At 68.2% G+C, this 15,718-nt stretch carries 13 protein-coding genes, 1 tRNA gene and 2 pseudogenes; 9 read left to right on the top strand and 7 right to left on the bottom strand.

What is annotated here, in order from left to right:
• Positions 1–3 precede the first annotated feature (3 nt).
• Positions 4–1,032 carry an acyl-CoA desaturase gene (locus G4D83_RS44140; RefSeq protein WP_163870981.1) on the bottom strand — a complete coding sequence of 343 codons (1,029 nt, stop codon included), beginning with the start codon at positions 1,030–1,032 and terminating at the stop codon, positions 4–6.
• An 84-nt stretch (positions 1,033–1,116) separates the two neighbouring features.
• Positions 1,117–2,559, bottom strand: a complete 1,443-nt coding sequence (locus G4D83_RS44135; protein ID WP_163870980.1) for a site-2 protease family protein — start codon at positions 2,557–2,559, stop codon at positions 1,117–1,119.
• Between the two features lie 95 nt (positions 2,560–2,654).
• On the opposite strand from G4D83_RS44135, the gene dusB reads away from it, so the two are divergent.
• Positions 2,655–3,671 (top strand): tRNA dihydrouridine synthase DusB, encoded by a 1,017-nt coding sequence (gene dusB / locus G4D83_RS44130; RefSeq protein ID WP_163870979.1) that lies wholly within the window; start codon positions 2,655–2,657, stop codon positions 3,669–3,671.
• 30 nt (positions 3,672–3,701) lie between these two features.
• Here dusB and G4D83_RS44125 read toward each other — a convergent pair whose 3' ends face one another.
• Complete coding sequence (locus G4D83_RS44125; protein WP_163870978.1) at positions 3,702–5,000, bottom strand: glycoside hydrolase family 1 protein; 1,299 nt, start codon at positions 4,998–5,000, stop codon at positions 3,702–3,704.
• 363 nt (positions 5,001–5,363) lie between these two features.
• On the opposite strand from G4D83_RS44125, the gene G4D83_RS44120 reads away from it, so the two are divergent.
• The 4 genes from G4D83_RS44120 to pyk all read left to right on the top strand — a co-directional run bounded on the left by G4D83_RS44120 (position 5,364) and on the right by pyk (position 9,682).
• A complete protein-coding gene (locus G4D83_RS44120) occupies positions 5,364–5,570 on the top strand; it encodes an excinuclease ABC subunit A (RefSeq protein ID WP_163870977.1) in 207 nt (68 codons plus the stop codon).
• A gap of 99 nt (positions 5,571–5,669) precedes the next feature.
• Positions 5,670–7,127, top strand: coding sequence for an NFACT RNA binding domain-containing protein (locus G4D83_RS44115; RefSeq protein WP_163870976.1), 1,458 nt, complete (start codon positions 5,670–5,672; stop codon positions 7,125–7,127).
• A gap of 153 nt (positions 7,128–7,280) precedes the next feature.
• A complete protein-coding gene (locus G4D83_RS44110) occupies positions 7,281–8,150 on the top strand; it encodes a hypothetical protein (protein WP_163870975.1) in 870 nt (289 codons plus the stop codon).
• Between the two features lie 101 nt (positions 8,151–8,251).
• Positions 8,252–9,682, top strand: a complete 1,431-nt coding sequence (gene pyk, locus G4D83_RS44105) for a pyruvate kinase (protein ID WP_163870974.1) — start codon at positions 8,252–8,254, stop codon at positions 9,680–9,682.
• Between the two features lie 72 nt (positions 9,683–9,754).
• Here pyk and G4D83_RS44100 read toward each other — a convergent pair whose 3' ends face one another.
• Positions 9,755–11,278, bottom strand: a complete 1,524-nt coding sequence (locus G4D83_RS44100) for a GAF and HD-GYP domain-containing protein (RefSeq protein WP_240357166.1) — start codon at positions 11,276–11,278, stop codon at positions 9,755–9,757.
• A 170-nt stretch (positions 11,279–11,448) separates the two neighbouring features.
• Here G4D83_RS44100 and rpe point away from each other — a divergent pair, with 170 nt between their 5' ends.
• The gene (rpe, locus tag G4D83_RS44095; protein ID WP_163870973.1) at positions 11,449–12,105 is read left to right on the top strand and encodes a ribulose-phosphate 3-epimerase; all 657 of its coding nucleotides are present in this window, start codon (positions 11,449–11,451) and stop codon (positions 12,103–12,105) included.
• Between the two features lies 1 nt (position 12,106).
• Here rpe and G4D83_RS44090 read toward each other — a convergent pair whose 3' ends face one another.
• Positions 12,107–12,487 (bottom strand): response regulator, encoded by a 381-nt coding sequence (locus G4D83_RS44090; RefSeq protein ID WP_163870972.1) that lies wholly within the window; start codon positions 12,485–12,487, stop codon positions 12,107–12,109.
• A 267-nt stretch (positions 12,488–12,754) separates the two neighbouring features.
• Between G4D83_RS44090 and G4D83_RS44085 the strand changes: the two genes are divergently transcribed.
• Positions 12,755–12,831: transfer RNA gene (locus G4D83_RS44085), tRNA-Pro, on the top strand.
• Between the two features lie 120 nt (positions 12,832–12,951).
• On the opposite strand, the pseudogene G4D83_RS47365 reads toward G4D83_RS44085, so the two are convergent.
• A pseudogene (locus G4D83_RS47365) lies at positions 12,952–13,134 on the bottom strand (tyrosine-type recombinase/integrase); the annotation flags it as partial.
• A gap of 386 nt (positions 13,135–13,520) precedes the next feature.
• On the opposite strand from G4D83_RS47365, the gene G4D83_RS44075 reads away from it, so the two are divergent.
• Complete coding sequence (locus tag G4D83_RS44075; RefSeq protein WP_240357165.1) at positions 13,521–13,709, top strand: WYL domain-containing protein; 189 nt, start codon at positions 13,521–13,523, stop codon at positions 13,707–13,709.
• A 962-nt stretch (positions 13,710–14,671) separates the two neighbouring features.
• Here the strand turns inward: G4D83_RS44075 and G4D83_RS44070 are convergent.
• Positions 14,672–15,025: pseudogene (locus G4D83_RS44070) on the bottom strand (aromatic ring-hydroxylating oxygenase subunit alpha); the annotation flags it as partial.
• 8 nt (positions 15,026–15,033) lie between these two features.
• Between G4D83_RS44070 and G4D83_RS44065 the strand changes: the two are divergent.
• Positions 15,034–15,582: an ABC transporter transmembrane domain-containing protein gene (locus tag G4D83_RS44065; RefSeq protein ID WP_420826709.1), complete on the top strand. Its 549-nt coding sequence runs from the start codon at positions 15,034–15,036 to the stop codon at positions 15,580–15,582.
• Positions 15,583–15,718 lie beyond the last annotated feature (136 nt).

Here is a 15,718-nt window from a genome sequence, read left to right as displayed (position 1 = left end):
CGGCTACTGCTTGAGCATCGGCTGCGGTGTGGGTGCCGAGGAGGGCAGGTGGTCCGCGGCGGCGGCCAGCGCTTCGCGAACCTTGCCCTCGGCGGCGCTCTTCGCGGCGACCAGTTGAGCGCGCGCGCCACCCGCGCCGAAGAAGCGGGCGGGCACGGCCAGCGCGGCGCGGTCCTCCGCCGAGTACTTCCTGTATGCGTACCTCACCGAGTCGGAGGGCAGCCGCAGGCCCTCCACCACCTTGAGCCAGGAGAGCACCTTCAGCGAGTAGAAGCTGAAGTCCACCTCCCACCAGAACCAGCCCTGGTTGGCGGTGTTCTGGTGGTAGTGGTGGTTGTTGTGCCAGCCCTCGCCCAGGGTGATGAGGGCCAGGAGCCAGTTGTTCCGGCTGGTGTCCGTCGTCTTGTAGCGGCGCTTTCCGAAGATGTGGCTCAGGGAGTTGATGGTGAACGTCCCGTGCCACAAGAGGGTGGTGCTCACGAAGAAGCCCCACACCAGCATGGAGAAGCCGCCGATGAAGTAGAGCGCCACGGCCAGCAGGACGGGCGGCACCAGGTGGAAGCGGTTGAGCCACACCAGCTCCGGGAAGCGCGCGAAGTCCTTGATGCCCTCCATGCGCGTGGCCCCGTACTTGTCACACAGAATCCAGCCCACGTGGCTGAACCAGAAGCCCTTCTGCACGGGAGAGTGGATGTCGTCCGCCTGGTCCGACGTCCGGTGGTGGTGGCGATGGTTGGCCGCCCACCACAGCACGCCCTTCTGCGTGGACAGGGTGCCCACCAGCGCGAGGATGAACTGGAAGACACGGCCCGTCTTGAAGGCCCGGTGGGAGAAGTAGCGGTGGAAGCCCACCGTGATTCCCCACATGCGCAGGATGTACAGCCCCACACAGACCGCGACGTCCACTGGCTTCGCCCCGACAGAGAGGACGAAGAGGCACATGATGTGGACGGCGAAGAAGGGGATGGACGACAGCCAGTTCAGGCGCTCGTTGTCCGAGGACAGGGCGGGAGCAGGAGAGGAAGTCTGCAAGGAAGCCTCGTGAGCTGGAGCAGGAGCGCACCCGAAAGTGCGCAGCCTCTCCCCGCATCAACACCCCCTGCTGTCATCGCTCTGTCAGGAGGCGGCGGATTGCCTCAGCTCCGTCAACCACTCCTCGAAAGCGGGGTGGCCATGCAGGGGCGCCAGGTCCGCGTCCGAGGCGGCATACGCCCCATCCTTGAACCCCAGCTCGCTCGCCCTCCGCAGCAGGCGCACCGCGTCGGGCACGTTGCGCGCCTTGGCATGAGCGCACGCCGCGTCGTAGGCGATGCTGGCGCTCGGCACATACTCCAGCGCGGCCTCGCCCATGGCCGCTGCCTCTGAATAGACGCCCCGGATGAAGAGCACCCGCTCCGCGCAGCTGAAGGCGGCGGCGGGCTCCACGCCGGGCAGCTTCAGGGCCTCCGGCGCGCGGCCCAGGCGGATCAACGTCCCGGCGTACTCGTGCATCACCGTGCGGTCCGAAGACGTCTGCCAGGCCTGCTTCCACCAATCCAGCGCGCGCGCGTCATCCCCCACGAGGGAGAAGGACGCGGCCACCGCGTGAGGCTCCACCTTCTGTCCCTGCACCTGGGAGAAGTGGTCCAGCGCCTGACGGCCCTGGCCTTCCTTCAGCGCCACCCAGCCGAGCAGGTGGTGGGCGTGGCTGGCCAGCTCGGGGGTGAGGCCCTCGCCCCCCTCCAGCACCGCGCCACCCAGGCGACGCGCGTCATCCAGCCGCCCCGCGTCCAGCGCGATTTTCGCCTCGCGGAGCTTCGCCGCCAGCGGATGGTCCATTGAACCAGCGCTGATGCCCGACGAGGCGCCGCCGCCGGAGCTCAGGAGCTCGGCCAGGGAGCGGAACGCCTGGAAGCCGTACATGGCGAAGAAGATGGCGGGGAACAGCCACCCGATGTTCACGCTGTAGACGACCACGCCCACGCACACCAGCAGCGCCAGGCCCTGGGAGGCGATCATCCCCCGTTTGGGGCCGAGCACCCGGGTGGCCAGCGTGGAGACCAGTCGCCCACCATCCAGCGGCAGCACCGGCAGCAGGTTGAAGATGGCCCAGATGAAGTTGGCCCCGGCGAAGGTGCGCAGGAAGAAGTCCAGCGCGGGGGAGTGCCCGTTGAAGACGAGGTAGCCCACCAGGCTCACCACGCCGAGCAGCAACCCGAACAGCGGGCCCGCCGCGGTGATGACCAAGTCCCTCTTCCAGGGAAGGGGGCCGGGCATGTCGGTGGGCAGGGTATGCCCGCCCAGCCAGACGAGGGCGATGCTGGGTTGGTAGCCGAAGAGGCGGCTGGCCAGTGCATGGCCCAGCTCGTGGACCAGCACGGACACGAAGACGATGAGCATCCACGACAGGACGAACACCACCATGGCGCTGGCCTGGCCCAGGGCGGGCGCCTCGGACACCTGGCGGAAGGGCCAGCCGTCCTGCGCGGCGCGGACCGAGCTGTAGGCGAGCACGGCGGAGACCAGCAGGTGGCTGGGGTGGACGTCGACGGGAATGCTCCCGAGTCGAAAGCGGAACATGGGCACGGACCTTAACCGTTGAGGCGCGGATGCGCAGTCCGTAGCGCACATCCCGCAACCGCTTCCTCTTCATTTCGGTAGGTTCTCCGCGCCCCATGCCGCGACTCGGTCCTTATTCCCTCCCGAATCCTTTTGTCCTCGCCCCCATGGCCGGGGTGTCGGAGATGCCCTTCCGGGTGCTCGCCTTCCGCATGGGCGCCGCCCTGTGCCCCACCGAGCTCGTCAGCTCCCAGGGGTTGATGCGGGCCAACCAGCGCACCCTCATGTACCTGCGCTTCGACGCGGAGGTGGAGAGGCCCTACTCGCTCCAGCTCTATGGAGGAGACCCGGAGGCCATGGGCCTCGCGGCCGCGGTCGGCAAGTCCCATGGCGCCCAGCTCCTGGACATCAACATGGGCTGTCCCGTGAAGAAGGTGACGAAGAACGGGGCGGGCAGCGCGCTGTTGAGCGACCCGGAGCGCGCCGCCGCCATCGTCCGGGCGATGCGCGAGGCCTCGGGCCTGCCCATCACCTGCAAGATTCGCTCGGGCTGGGACGCGAAGAGCCGCAACTACCTCCAGATGGCCGCGGCCCTCCAGGAGGCGGGGTGCGCGGGGCTCGCCATCCACCCGCGCACCCGGGAGCAGGGCTACTCGGGCCAGGCGGACTGGAGCGTCATCACCGACCTGAAGCGCCACTTCCCGGAGCTGCCCCTGTTCGGCAACGGGGACGTGCGCACCCCCGAGGACGCGCGGCGGATGCTGGACACCACCGGCTGCGACTACGTGATGATTGGCCGCGCCGCGCTGGGCAACCCGTGGATTTTTCGCGAGCTGGCCGGAGGGGACGCGCCTGCTCCCGAGGAGCGGTGCGCCCTGGTGCTGGAGCACTTCCACGCGCACCTGGCCTTCGTGGGGGACCCCCTCAACGCGGTGCGCTCCTTCCGCCGGCACCTGGGCTGGTACGCCCACGGCCTCGCCGGCGCCGCCGCCTTCCGTGCGCGCGCCAACGTCCTGGATGCCCCGGAGGCCGTGGCGGACGCGGTGCGCGCCTTCTTCTCCGCCGCGGACTCGGACCGCTCCGGGGCCTCCTCGGAGGAGCAGGACGTCGACTACCGCGCCGCGCTCGGCTGAGCCGCTGAAGCTGACGCGGCGCGGAAGCTCCTACGGGGCCGAGCCCGGCGGCGGCACGAGCACGCGGCCGGTGGCGACAGCGCGGAAGTAGTCGCAGGCGGGGGTGGGGCTGCGCGCGAGCGTGTCGAAGTCGACGTGGTAGAGGCCGAAGCGCGGCCCCCAGCCCTCCAGCCACTCGAAGTTGTCGAGCAGGCTCCAATAGAGGTACCCGCGCACGTCCACGCCCTGGGCCCGGGCGGCCAGCACCTGGTCGAGGTGGGAGTGCAGGTAGTGGGGCCTCCGGGCGCCCGCGCGGTCATCGATGCCGTTCTCCGTAATCCACACCGGCTTGCCGTAGCGCTTCACGTCGCGCAGCGTCTGGAGGAAGCCCTCGGGCCAGTCCTCCCAGCCGATGTCGGTGAGGCCCCTCCCTCGGGTGTCGCGGTACTTGAACTCGATGAAGGGCGGGCGCGGCACGAAGCGCAGGTGCGCGCGGCTGTAGTAGTTCACCCCGATGAACTCCACCGAGTCCCGGGCCTCGGGGATGTCGGCGCGGGTGGTCGCCACCCCAGGCATGTTCACCCGGAGCTTCCCGGTGGAGAGCGCCTCGTGGAAGGCGTGGTTGTAGGCGGGGGAGGCCAGCCGCACGAGCGCGCGGTCCAGCGGGTTCCACCAGCGGTCCGGCGAGAAGGCCAGCATGTTCTGGGAGATGCCCAGCTCCACCCGGCCCAGCCGCTCCAAGAGCTCCCGCCGCGCCGCCGCGTGGGCGCGGACCATGTTCTCCATCGCCCTCATGGTGAGCGCCCCGTCCGCGATTCCGGGGGGGATGGCGCCCTGGAGGTAGCCGCCCAAGAGCAGCACCATCGGTTCGTTGAAGGAGATGACGAGCGCGTCCAGGCCCTCCAGCAGCGATGCGCACCGGCGGGAATAGCGGCGGAAGACCTCCACGCTGTCGGCCGAGTGCCACGGCGTCTCCCGGTGGAACCATGTCGGATGGGTGAAGTGGTGGAGCGTCACCACCGGCCGCAGGCCCTGGGCCTTCATCTTCAGGAGCCGCTCCCGGTACGCCTCCAGCGCGGCCTCGTCGAAGCGGCCGCGCTCGGGCTCGATTCGCGCCCACTCGAGGGAGATTCGGAAGGCGGTGGCGCCCACGGCGCGGGCCAGCGCGTAGTCCTCCTCGTAGCGGTGCCAGTGGTCCACCGCCTGCCCGCAGCGGGCGTGGGGCTCCTTCAACTTTCCCGCGCGCTCCCACTCGGCCCAGTCGTTCTCGATGCCGCCCTCCACCTGGTACGCGGAGGTCGCGACGCCGAAGGTGAAGTCGGCGGGGAAGGTCTTCTCGGAGGTCCTCATCGTGGCCGCGCACCGTAGACGCGGGCCTCCTTCGCGAAAAGTTCGGAGTGCCGCACAGGCCAGTGCGCGGCATCCGACAGTGCGCCTCCGAGGCGCGCGGCACGAACGGCTCCGTCGCGTCCGGAGCCTAGAATTCGGCCTCGCGCGCGTTTTCGTTCGTCGCTTCGGAAGTGTCCGCGAAGCGCCTTTCGCGACCTCCAGCACCGCCCGATGCCGAAAAATCGGCCTCGCCGCGCGATGCAATACATCACCATGCGTTGACACACTGGTGTGTCGCCCGTACCATTCACTTCAAGCACTCACTCCATCAAAAGAAGAGTGCAGGCCCTCGGTTGACTGGGGCCAATTACATGGAGGGTTCTGATGGCCGCTAAGAAGAAGACCGCCGCGAAGAGCGCGAAGAAGAAGACCGCCGCGAAGAAGACGACCACCCGCAAGACGGCTGGCAAGACCGCGAAGAAGGCGGCGGCGAAGAAGACGACTGCTCGTAAGCCTGCCAAGAAGGCCCCTGCCCGCAAGCGCGCGAGCAAGGCGAAGACGGTGGCGGCCCCGGCGACCCCGGAGTCCTGAGCAGCACGTCGTCATTCGCGGACGGTATTTGACGTCCGGTGAACGGCTCGGCGAATCCCGCCGGGCCGTTTTTCTTTTGTGCGGACAGGGAGTTGGCTCATGTCACTGCGTCCTTCGGAGCTGGAGCAGGTGGTGGCGGAGGTGGGTGCGAAGCTGACGGGAGCGGTGGCCCAGAAGGCCTGGTGCCCGCTGCCGAGGCTGGCCTACCTGGAGCTGAGAGTCCCCGGACGCTCCTTCCTCTTGTGCCTGTGCGCCGAGGGAGACCTGTCGCGAGTGGCCGTCGCCGAGACGCGCTTCCCCACACCGGGAGAGCCCGCGCCCTTTCAACGGTGGCTGCGGCACGAGCTGACCGGCGCGAAGCTCGTGGCGGCGCGCTTTCGCGACGCGGAGCGGGTGGTGGAGCTGGACTTCGAGCGCGAGGAGGTGCGCCGACGCCTGGTGATGGAGCTGGGCTCCCCGGGCGGACTGCTCCTCTTGAGTGAGCAGGGGCGGGTGCTGATGCTGTCCGGCGAGGGCTTCGGTCCCCGGCGCAATCTCTACCCGGGCGCTGCGTGGACGCCTCCGGAGCCGCTGCCCCCGGACGCCCTGGCGAAAGCACGGCTCGCGCCCTCGCGACTGGTGCCCGCCGAGGGGGATTCGCTCCCTTATTCCCACGCGGCGGAGGGGCTGCTCGGAGCCAAGGACCAGGCGAGCCGCGCGGAGTCCATCCGCCGCCGACTGGCGCAGCCGTACCGGGCGCGCCTCAAGCGCTCCTCGCGCACCTTGGAGAAGGTGAGGGCGGAGGCCGCGCGCGGGCCGGACGCGGAGAAGCACCGTCGGACGGGGGAGCTGCTCGCGCAGAACCTCTTCCGCCTCAAGCGGGGCGCCACCGAAGTGACGCTCACCGAGTACACCGAGGCCGGCGCGGAGGAGGTCCAGGTGAAGCTGGACCCGAAGCGCACGCCCAAGGAGGAGGCGGACTGGAACTTCCACCAGTACCGCCGGCTCTTGAGGGGCGTGGAGCAGGCGCGTCACCGCGAGGCGGAGCTGGCGCGAGAGGTCGCCCACGCCCAGCTCTCACTGGAGCAGGTGGAGCGGATGGACGAGGCGATGCTGCTCGCGCAGGCGCAGGTGCTGCATGTGCCGGTGGGAGGCGAGGCCACGCCGGAGGGCAAGCCCTTCAAGGAGTACGTGGGCCACGCGGGCTCGCGCATCTGGGTGGGGCGGGGCTCGGAGGACAACGACACGCTCACCTTCAAGGTGGCCCGGCCCTGGTACCTGTGGTTCCACGCGCGCGGAGTGCCGGGCAGTCACGTGGTGCTTCCCCTAGAGAAGGGGCAGGAGCCGACGCAGGAGGTGCTGCTGGACGCGGCGCACCTGGCGCTGCACCACTCCGGGGCGAAGGGCGAGCCGCGCGGCGAGGTGAGCTACGTGCAGGTGAAGTTCGTGCGCAAGGTGAAGGGAGGGGCGCAGGGGCAGGTGACGTACACGCGCGAGAAGACCTTCGTGGTGCGCATGGAGGCGGAGCGGCTGGAGCGACTGCTCAAGTCCCGTCATACGGAGGTGCCCGCTCCGTGACGAAACCTCGCCGTGGAGTGTGAACCCCCGCGCGAAGGGGTGGGGCGCGGTTGACGGGCTGACGGAGGGCAGGCGGGCAATGGCCGGCGGCCTTGAGTCCGGGAGGTTGCCGGGTACGATGCGCCCCGAGTGACCTCCGAGTTTTTCCGTCAGATGTCCCTGTTTCCACGCGGCCTCTCCGCGGCCAGTCGGGCCACGGCGGCGGTCGCGGAGCCTCGTGCCCTGGAAGAGGAGGTTGTTCCGCAGCTCGTGCCGGTGCCCGTGCCTCAGCACCGGCCGCCTCCGCCCCGGCATCGGGTGCCCGAGGAAGCGCCGCGCATGCTCAATGTCCCGTCTCCCCGCGAGGAGATGTGGACCCGGGCGGAGTCGTTGGCCTGGAGGCTGAGCGCGGAGCTGGGGATGCCGGTGAAGCTGGCGGTGACGGACAACCGCTCCACCATGGTGTCCTTCCGTCGAGGGGGCAACGCGCTGCAGCTGCGGCTGCACCACATGTTCCTGGACGCGCCGGAGACCATCGTCCGCGCGGTGGCGGACTACGCGGGGCGGGGGCACCGCACCGCGGGCGTGATGTTGGACGAGTACATCCGGGGACAGCAGCCCCGAATCCGCCAGGTGCGTCGCGAATCGGACGCGGACCTGAACCCGTTGGGGCGCTGTTTCGACCTGACGGCGCTTTACAACAGCGTCAACGCCACTTTTTTCGAGAACGTCATCCAGGCGCGAATCGGCTGGGGACGGATGCCTCCGAGGCGCCGGCGCAAGTCCATCCGCCTGGGCGTGTACGACCACCAGACGCGGGAGATTCGCATCCACCCCGCGCTGGACAGGCCCGAGGTGCCGGCCTTCTTCGTGGAGTTCATCGTCTACCACGAGATGCTGCATCAGCTCTTCCCGAGCACGGGGCGAGGCGGGCGTCGCGTCCACCACCCGCGGGCCTTCCGGGAGCGCGAGCGCACGTATCCTCACTACGCGGCGGCGCTGCGGTGGGAGCGAGAGAATCTGGGTGTGCTGTTGCGCGGTTGATGGCTCCGTTGCTCGGTGGCTCATTTACCGTTTTACCGAGCGAAGCGACGCGTGGTGCGTGCTTGACGCGTTCGTGAGGGCCACCCATCCTCCCGAGCCATATGCGACGAGCGAAGATTGTCTGCACCCTCGGGCCCGCGAGTCAGAGCCAGGAGATGTTGGAGGCGCTGCTGGAGAACGGCATGGACGTCGCGAGATTGAACTTCTCGCACGGCAGCCACGAGCAGCACGCGGAGAACATCGCCAAGCTGCGCGCGGCCTCGCTGAAGGTGCGCAAGGCGGTGGGCATCCTCGGTGACTTGCAGGGCCCGAAGATTCGCACGGGCCGCTTCACCAAGGGCAGCACGGACTTGAAGGAAGGCGGCATCTTCCACATCACCACGGACGAGACGGTGCCGGGCACGGACGAAATCGTGTCCACCACGTACCCGTTCCTGGCGGCGGACGTGAATCCGGGCGACCGCATCCTCCTGGACGACGGCTTGCTGGAGCTGAAGGTCCTCCACACGGACAAGCAGAAGCTCATCAAGACGCAGGTCATCCACGGCGGTGCGCTGAAGAACAACAAGGGCATCAACCTGCCGGGTGTCGCGGTGCGCGCGGATGCGCTGACGCCGAAGGACCGGGAGGACCTCGTCTTCGGAATCAAGGCGGGCGTGGACTTCATCGCGCTGTCCTTCGTCCGGCAGCCGTCGGACCTGGACGCGGCGAGGCAGGCGATGGCGGAGGTGGGCCGGACGGTGCCCATCATCGCGAAGCTGGAGAAGCCGGAGGCGATTGCCCGGCTGGACGCCATCCTGGACAAGACAGACGGCGTCATGGTGGCGCGTGGCGACTTGGGCGTGGAGATTCCGCCCGAGGAAGTCCCGGCCGTGCAGAAGGACATCATCCGGCGTTCGAACCTGCGAGGCCTGCCGGTCATCGTGGCGACGCAGATGTTGAACTCGATGATCGACAACCCGCGGCCCACGCGCGCCGAGGCGAGCGACGTGGCCAACGCGGTGTTCGACGGCGCGGACGCGGTGATGCTCTCGGGCGAGACGGCGAGCGGCAAGTTCCCCATCGAGTCCGTGCAGATGATGGAGCGCATCATCCTGGCGGCGGAGTCGTCGCAGCGGGTGCAGCCGGTGTTGCGCAACATCGACGCGCCGCTGGGTTTGCCCGCGCACTTCCCGGATGTGATTGCGCGCGTGGCGTGCGAGGCGGCGAAGGCGAGTGGCGCGTCGCTGATTGCGGCCTTCACGCTGTCGGGCGTGACGGCGCGGTTGTTGTCGCACTACCGGCCGTCGGTACCGATTGTGGCCTTCAGCCCGAACCAGGAGGTCCGTCGTCGGCTGGCGCTCCTGTGGGGCGTGGTGCCGCGAGTGCTGGAGCCCATCCAGGACACCGAGGCGATGGTGCGCCGCGTGGGTGAGGAACTGGTGGCGCGGGGCCTGGGTCGCAAGGGCGACCGCATCGTCATCGTGTACGGCGCGCCGGTGGGACAGCCCGGGAAGATCAACAGCCTGCGGCTGCACACCATCGAAGGCTGAGCCGGAGTCGAATCGCGGCACCGCGAGGGGAGGCCCGTGGTCGGGGCTTCCCCTTCGTGCTTCATGGGTCTGCTACTTCGGCGGGTGGGCCAGCGCGCGGCGGGGAATCTCCGCGTCGACGAAGATGTGGAACAGCTCCTTGTCGAGCTGCCCGTTGTCGGCCTCGCGCTTGAGGATGTCGAGCGCGAGGGTGTGGGGCACGGCCTTCTTGTAGGGCCGGTCGCTGGCGGTGAGCGCGTCGTAGATGTCGGAGATGGACATCATCCGCGACTGCACGGGGATGGTGCGCTCGGGGATGGCGCGCGGGTAGCCGGTGCCGTCGAGCTTCTCGTGATGCGCGTAGGCGATTTCGGGCACGCGGCGCAGGGCGCGCGTCCACGGAATCTGGGTGAGGAAGCGGTAGGTGTGCTCGACGTGGCTCTCGATTTCGCGGCGCTCCTCGGAGGAGAGGGTGCCGCGGGTGATGGAGAGCGACTGGATTTCACGAGGCAGGAGCAACGGCTGCGAGGCCCCGTCGGCATCCTCGAACTGGAGGTGCCCCAGCTCGTGCAGGCGCTCGAAGCCACCCTGGGCGAGCACCGTGGGCCGGTTGCAGGTGAGCACGAAGTCGAACACCTCGTGCAGGTGCTTCAGCTCGGTGCCGAGCCGCTCGGTCTCCTCGGCCTCGATTTCCGCCAGGTGCTTGTCGCCCCGGTGCTTCACGGCCTCGAAGCGGCGGCGGTAGCTCTGGAGCTGGAGGTCCTTGCGAGCGAGCTGGAAGCGGGCGCGAAGTCCGTCGAGCTCATAGGGGTAGAGCTTCTCCGCCTTGACGAGCACGTTCTCCCGAACGCCCACCTTGCCGAAGTCATGGAGCAGCGAGGCGTAGCGAATCTCCTGAATCTCCGTGGAGGAGAAGTGCGTCCGGGCATAGGGGCCGGTGGACAGGTGCTCCAGGGCCTGCGCCAGGGACACGGTGAGGTCCGCGACGCGGCCGGAATGTCCCGCCGTCGTGGGGTCGCGAGCTTCGATGGCGACGACCGAGGCGGAGACGAAGCCTTCGAAGAGGCGGTTGATCTCCTCGTGCAGCAGGGCGTTCTCAATCGCGCCGGCGGCCTGGGCCCCCAGGGCGAGCAGCAGCTCCTCGTCCTCGGAGTTGAAGCCCTGGCCATCGAGCTTGTTGAGGGCCTGGATGACGCCCGTCACTTCGCCATTCGCGTCACGCATGGGGACGCAGAGGATGGTCTTCGTCTGGTAGCCGCTGGAGACGTCGAACGAGCGGTTGAAGCGGGTGTCCGCGTAGGCGTCTGGGATGTTGATGATGGCGCCGGTGTGGGCGACCTGTCCCGCGATGCCGCTGCCCACGGGGAGGCGGATTTCGCTCTTCGAGCCCTGGGCCACCTTGCTCCACAGCTCGTTCGTCTCGCGGTCCAGGATGAAGAGCGAGCAGCGGTCCGCCTCCACCACTTTGGTGGCCTCGAAGAGGATGAGCGGGAGCAGCAGGTCCAGGTCCCGCTCGGCGCTCATGGCCTTGGCGACGTCCAGGATGGACGTGAGCTTCGCCAGTCGGCGATTGAGGTCGGGGAGTGGCTGCGGAACGGCGGGAGAGCGTGAGAGCACCGGGCGGCTCCGGGCGACATGGCCTGCGGCCGTGCAGGACGTCGGGGTTGTAACATGCCCAGCCAGGTGACTGCCTTCAGCCCCGACCTGCTCGGTTTCCTGCTTTCGAGTGGACGTCCGGGAATTCAGCCCGTGCCGGAGAGGGTGGGAAGCGGGTAAGTAGCGCCCCCATGAGCCGCCGCCCTGTTCGGATTTCCCCCTCGCTGCTGTCCTCTGACTTCGGTCGTCTGGCCGAGGAGGTCCGCGACATTGAAGCCGCGGGGGCGGACTTGATTCACGTGGATGTGATGGATGGGCGGTTCGTGCCGAACATCACGATAGGGCCGGTGGTGGTCGAGGCCATCAAGCGAGCGGCCACGAAGCCGTTGGACGTGCACCTGATGATTGTGGAGCCGGAGAAGTACGTGGAGTCCTTCGTGAAGGCGGGGGCGGACGTGCTGACGGTGCACGTGGAGGCGAGCCCCCATCTGCACCGGACCCTGCAACAGATTCGTCACGCGGGGGCGAAGGCGTCGGTGGTGTTGAACCCGAGCACGCCGCTGTCCTCCATCGAAGAGGTGCTGGGGGACGTGGACATGGTGTTGCTGATGAGCGTGAACCCGGGGTTTGGCGGGCAGGGCTTCATCGAGGCGACGGTGGACAAGGTGCGCCGGCTGCGAGCGATGTTCGACGCGCGCGGGCTGGACACGGATATCGAGGTGGACGGGGGCATCAACGCCGACACGGCGAAGCGCGTGGTGGTGGCGGGGGCGACGGTGCTGGTGGCGGGTAGCTACGTCTTCGGGGCGAAGGACAGGGCCGCGGCCATCCGTTCGCTGCGGCCGTGACTCAGGCGCGGGTGCGAGCGACGGTGGTGGCGAGCCGGGCGACGCGGGTCATGAAGGTGGGGTCGAAGGGCTTCACCTCGTAGTCGTCGGCGCCGAGCTCGAAGCAGACGTGACGGGTGAACTGGTCCTCGACGCCGCTGAGGATGATGACCTTGCACTCGCGCGTGGCGGGGTCCTGCTTGAGCTGGGCGAGCAAGTCCCGGCCGTCCTGGTGCTGGTTGATGTCCAGGATGATGACGGCGGGGCGGTGGAGGCGGGCCAGCTCCAGCACGCGCTCCGACGTCGTGTCCGAGATGCACGTCAAGCCGGACCGCTTCGCCTCCCGGGCGAGGGCCGACACGATGAGCGGTTCATCATCGGAGATGAGGACGACGGGTGACATTTTCGTATCGGCCTGCACGGCCCACTGCCTTTTTCGGCCCGGAGAATCAGTGAATATATCCGGAAGTACCGGAATGTCGGGGAGTTTTAAAGGGGGGTGGGTAGGAGAAAGGGCGATTGAGGGTCTTCAGGGACTCGTGGAGGGGGCAGGCGAGGGAGCTGGGAACGAAAAGGTGATCCGAGGACGTTGACTCAGCCGAGGGGCACGGGTATTACCGCCCGCACTTTTCGCCGGTCCCGAAGAAGACCCACCGGCGGACGGACATATCGGGGAGTGGCTCAGCCTGGTAGAGCACTTGGTTCGGGACCAAGGGGTCGCAGGTTCAAATCCTGTCTCCCCGACCATGATTCATTGACGGGCTGGAGATCCTCACGGATTTCCAGCCCGTTTCCGTTTTGGGCGTCCTGCTTCGTCCCCTCCAGCATCCGGATGGCTGCTGACTTGGCCGCAGGGCTCAGGTGCATGTAGCGCTGGGTGGTGGAGAGGTTCTGGTGCCCGGCCAGCTCCTGGATGGCCTTCGCCGGAGCGCCTGCCATCGCCAGCCGGGAGCAGAAGGTGTGGCGGAGGATGTGGATGCCTCCCGTCACCTTCAGCCCGGCCAGCCGCTGGATGCGGCTCATCCACTTGTTCAGCAGCACCTGGGTCACCTTCGGGTGGCCGTCGGCCCGCCAAAGGGGGCAGCAGGGGCGTGAGCTTCTGGAGCAGGGCGACTGCTGGAGTTTCAACACCACGCCAACCCGCGGTGGGTCCTGTGCTGGGGCCCGCTTCGCAGGCCCAGAGGGCAGTCCCAGGTGCACCAGAATGGCGCTCACCCCACGGGGAGCTGTCAGGTACGCCAGCACCCGAGGCCTGCCGCCACACCTCACGCAGGCCCACACGTCCAGCGCGAACGTCCTGCGTAGCAGCCCCGCCCAGTCCAATCGTGGCGTGCACTCCTTCTTCGGCTCCTCCACCGTCGCGGCAAACGACGAGCTCTTCTCCTCCGGCTCCGCCTTCTCTTGGGTGAGCGGAGGGCCTCACGAGCAAGCGCACGGTGTGGCCCATCCTCGTGGGCTACGTGACGGGCGTCCGCGTGCTCATCGCCTGGTGTGAGCTGCGGCGCGACTTCCGCTACTTCAGGACCGAGCGCCTGCTCAGCGTGGGCTTTCTCGACACGCCCTACCCCGAGCGCCGCGCCGCCTTGCGCAGACGCTGGGAAGCCCAGCTGAAGCTCGCGAAGTAGCACGAACCATCCGACCGCCATCTTCACCCGGTGAGGAACACCGCTATGGGCCGCGGGTCCGTGACTTCGACGGGACTTGCAGGGCATGGCCCGCAGGGGCGTGCGGACTTCCGCCTCCGCCGAGCGCCGCCCCCGGAACGGCGCGCTGTGTATCGCGCGCGCCGAGGCATCCATGCCGCCGCACCGTGAACGGAGCCACGGCGCGGCGACATCGGGTGACTCAGCAGTAGGTCACGCAGAGGTGTGAGTTGCAGACGTGCGAATTGCAGAGGTGCGAGACGCAGAACCCACCGGGGCAGTTGGCATTCGTGCTGCAGCTCAGACCCGAGAAGGTTCCCCCGGAGCACGTCTTGCCACAGTTGGCGTCCATGCTGCAGCTCTGGCCCGCGGAGGGCCCTCCGGAGCACGACCTGCCACAGTTGGCGTCGGTGTTACAGCCCTGACCCGCGAAGGTGCCACCCGAGCACGTCTTCCCGCAGCTGGCGTCGATGATACAGGATTGACCCGCGAAGGTGCCCCCGGAGCAAAGCTTGACACAGGCCTGCGCCGACACGGTGCCGTCTGCCTCTGACTGATCGCACGCACCCTCCGCGAGCACGACCTCCTCGTGGGTGGACGGTGACTGGGTATCCTCGGACTGCACGGGCTCCGGCGAACCACACCCAATCAAAGAGAGCGTCAGGACCACGGCGGAAACGAATCTCATGCGTATCTCCAAAATGTCAGCCTTCACTCCGAGTGACCCTATTGGACGATGTAGTACCCTTTCAAGGTGCTTTTCGGTCGGCCAGTCCGTGGGAGCAATACACCCTCATCATTGGGATGGCTCGGTTTGGACTCAGGGCTTCGCCTCAGTGACACAAGGACGGCGCGGCCCTTCGGCCTGTCTGATTTGACAGGGCGGCAGCGCATCCAGACAGGAGGGGTCGACGCGACGTGGTGGCTGGGCGCCCGAGCCGCGCTCATTTCTTCATCTTCAGCCGCGTCTCGTGCACGGCGTCGCCCACGGCGCCGGGCTTGCCCTGCTCGGCGGCGCGCAGCAGGCGGAGGATGCCGGGGCCGAGGACATCAATCTCGGTGGACGCGTACGTCTCCGTCCCGAAGCGCCGGATGGACTCCGTCTGCGTCTTCAGGATGCGCACGTCTTGGTTGAAGATGTGGAGCGCCACCGGCATGGCCACGGGCAGCACGGCGCGCAGGAGCCAGCGCGGCAGCGGCAGCCGGAACGTCACCACCGCGTACACCATCGTGTCCCACTCCGACACGGGCGTCATCGCCGAGGTCACGATGATGTGGCTCCCCTCGCCGATGCGGTACGACTCGCATCGAGCGCGACGTGGTGGAGACGCTGTACCGGCGCATCCTGGATGGGGCCTCGGGGCTGTTTCAGCGCTTCTCCACGAGCGACATCCTCAACCGCTTCATGGAGGTGAGCCTCATCCGAGGCTTCATCGTGGACAACGCCATCGCCATCACCATCGACGTGGCGCTGGTGTTGAGCACGGCGGGAGTCTTGACGCTGTACTCGCCCACGCTGGCCTTGCTCTCGCTGGCGTTGATGCCGCTGCACCTGCTGGTGTCGGCGGTGGCCGGCCGGTGGGTGAGGAACCACACAGTGGCGTACTTGTCGCAGCACGACCTGTACCAGACGCACCTGATGGACTCGTTCAAGGGCTTCGAGTCCCTGAAGGCGCACGCGCTGGAGCTGCCCTTCCTGCGCACCATGCAGCGACTGCTGGCGCCATCGCTGCAACATGGTTTCAAGGCGTCGAGGCACGGTGCGATTGGCGCGAGCATCTCGCAGACCTTGGACTTGGTGGGCAGCGCGCTGGTGTTGTGGGTGGCTCGCGAGCGGTGCTGCGGGGGGAGCTGACAGTGGGGGCCCTCATCGCGGCGACGCTGTTTGCCCGGCAGATGAGCGGGCCGGTGGTGCGGCTGGCGACGCAGTGGCGGGACTACCAGCGGGTGCAGGCGCACCTGGACCGGGTGGGGGCGGTGCAGGACGTGGC

The organism is Myxococcus eversor, assembly GCF_010894455.1.
Classification (GTDB): domain Bacteria; phylum Myxococcota; class Myxococcia; order Myxococcales; family Myxococcaceae; genus Myxococcus; species Myxococcus eversor.
This window is presented reverse-complemented; position numbering and strand designations above follow the sequence as displayed.

Bases quoted from the DNA above. Each gene is read 5' to 3' on its own strand.
- G4D83_RS44125 (WP_163870978.1), bottom strand. From the start codon at position 5,000: ATGAGGACCTCCGAGAAGACCTTCCCCGCCGACTTCACCTTCGGCGTC.
- pyk (WP_163870974.1), top strand. From the start codon at position 8,252: ATGCGACGAGCGAAGATTGTCTGCACCCTCGGGCCCGCGAGTCAGAGC.
- G4D83_RS44090 (WP_163870972.1), bottom strand. From the start codon at position 12,487: ATGTCACCCGTCGTCCTCATCTCCGATGATGAACCGCTCATCGTGTCG.
- G4D83_RS44110 (WP_163870975.1), top strand. From the start codon at position 7,281: ATGTCCCTGTTTCCACGCGGCCTCTCCGCGGCCAGTCGGGCCACGGCG.
- G4D83_RS44115 (WP_163870976.1), top strand. From the start codon at position 5,670: ATGTCACTGCGTCCTTCGGAGCTGGAGCAGGTGGTGGCGGAGGTGGGT.
- dusB (WP_163870979.1), top strand. From the start codon at position 2,655: ATGCCGCGACTCGGTCCTTATTCCCTCCCGAATCCTTTTGTCCTCGCC.
- G4D83_RS44135 (WP_163870980.1), bottom strand. From the start codon at position 2,559: ATGTTCCGCTTTCGACTCGGGAGCATTCCCGTCGACGTCCACCCCAGC.
- G4D83_RS44120 (WP_163870977.1), top strand. From the start codon at position 5,364: ATGGCCGCTAAGAAGAAGACCGCCGCGAAGAGCGCGAAGAAGAAGACC.
- rpe (WP_163870973.1), top strand. From the start codon at position 11,449: ATGAGCCGCCGCCCTGTTCGGATTTCCCCCTCGCTGCTGTCCTCTGAC.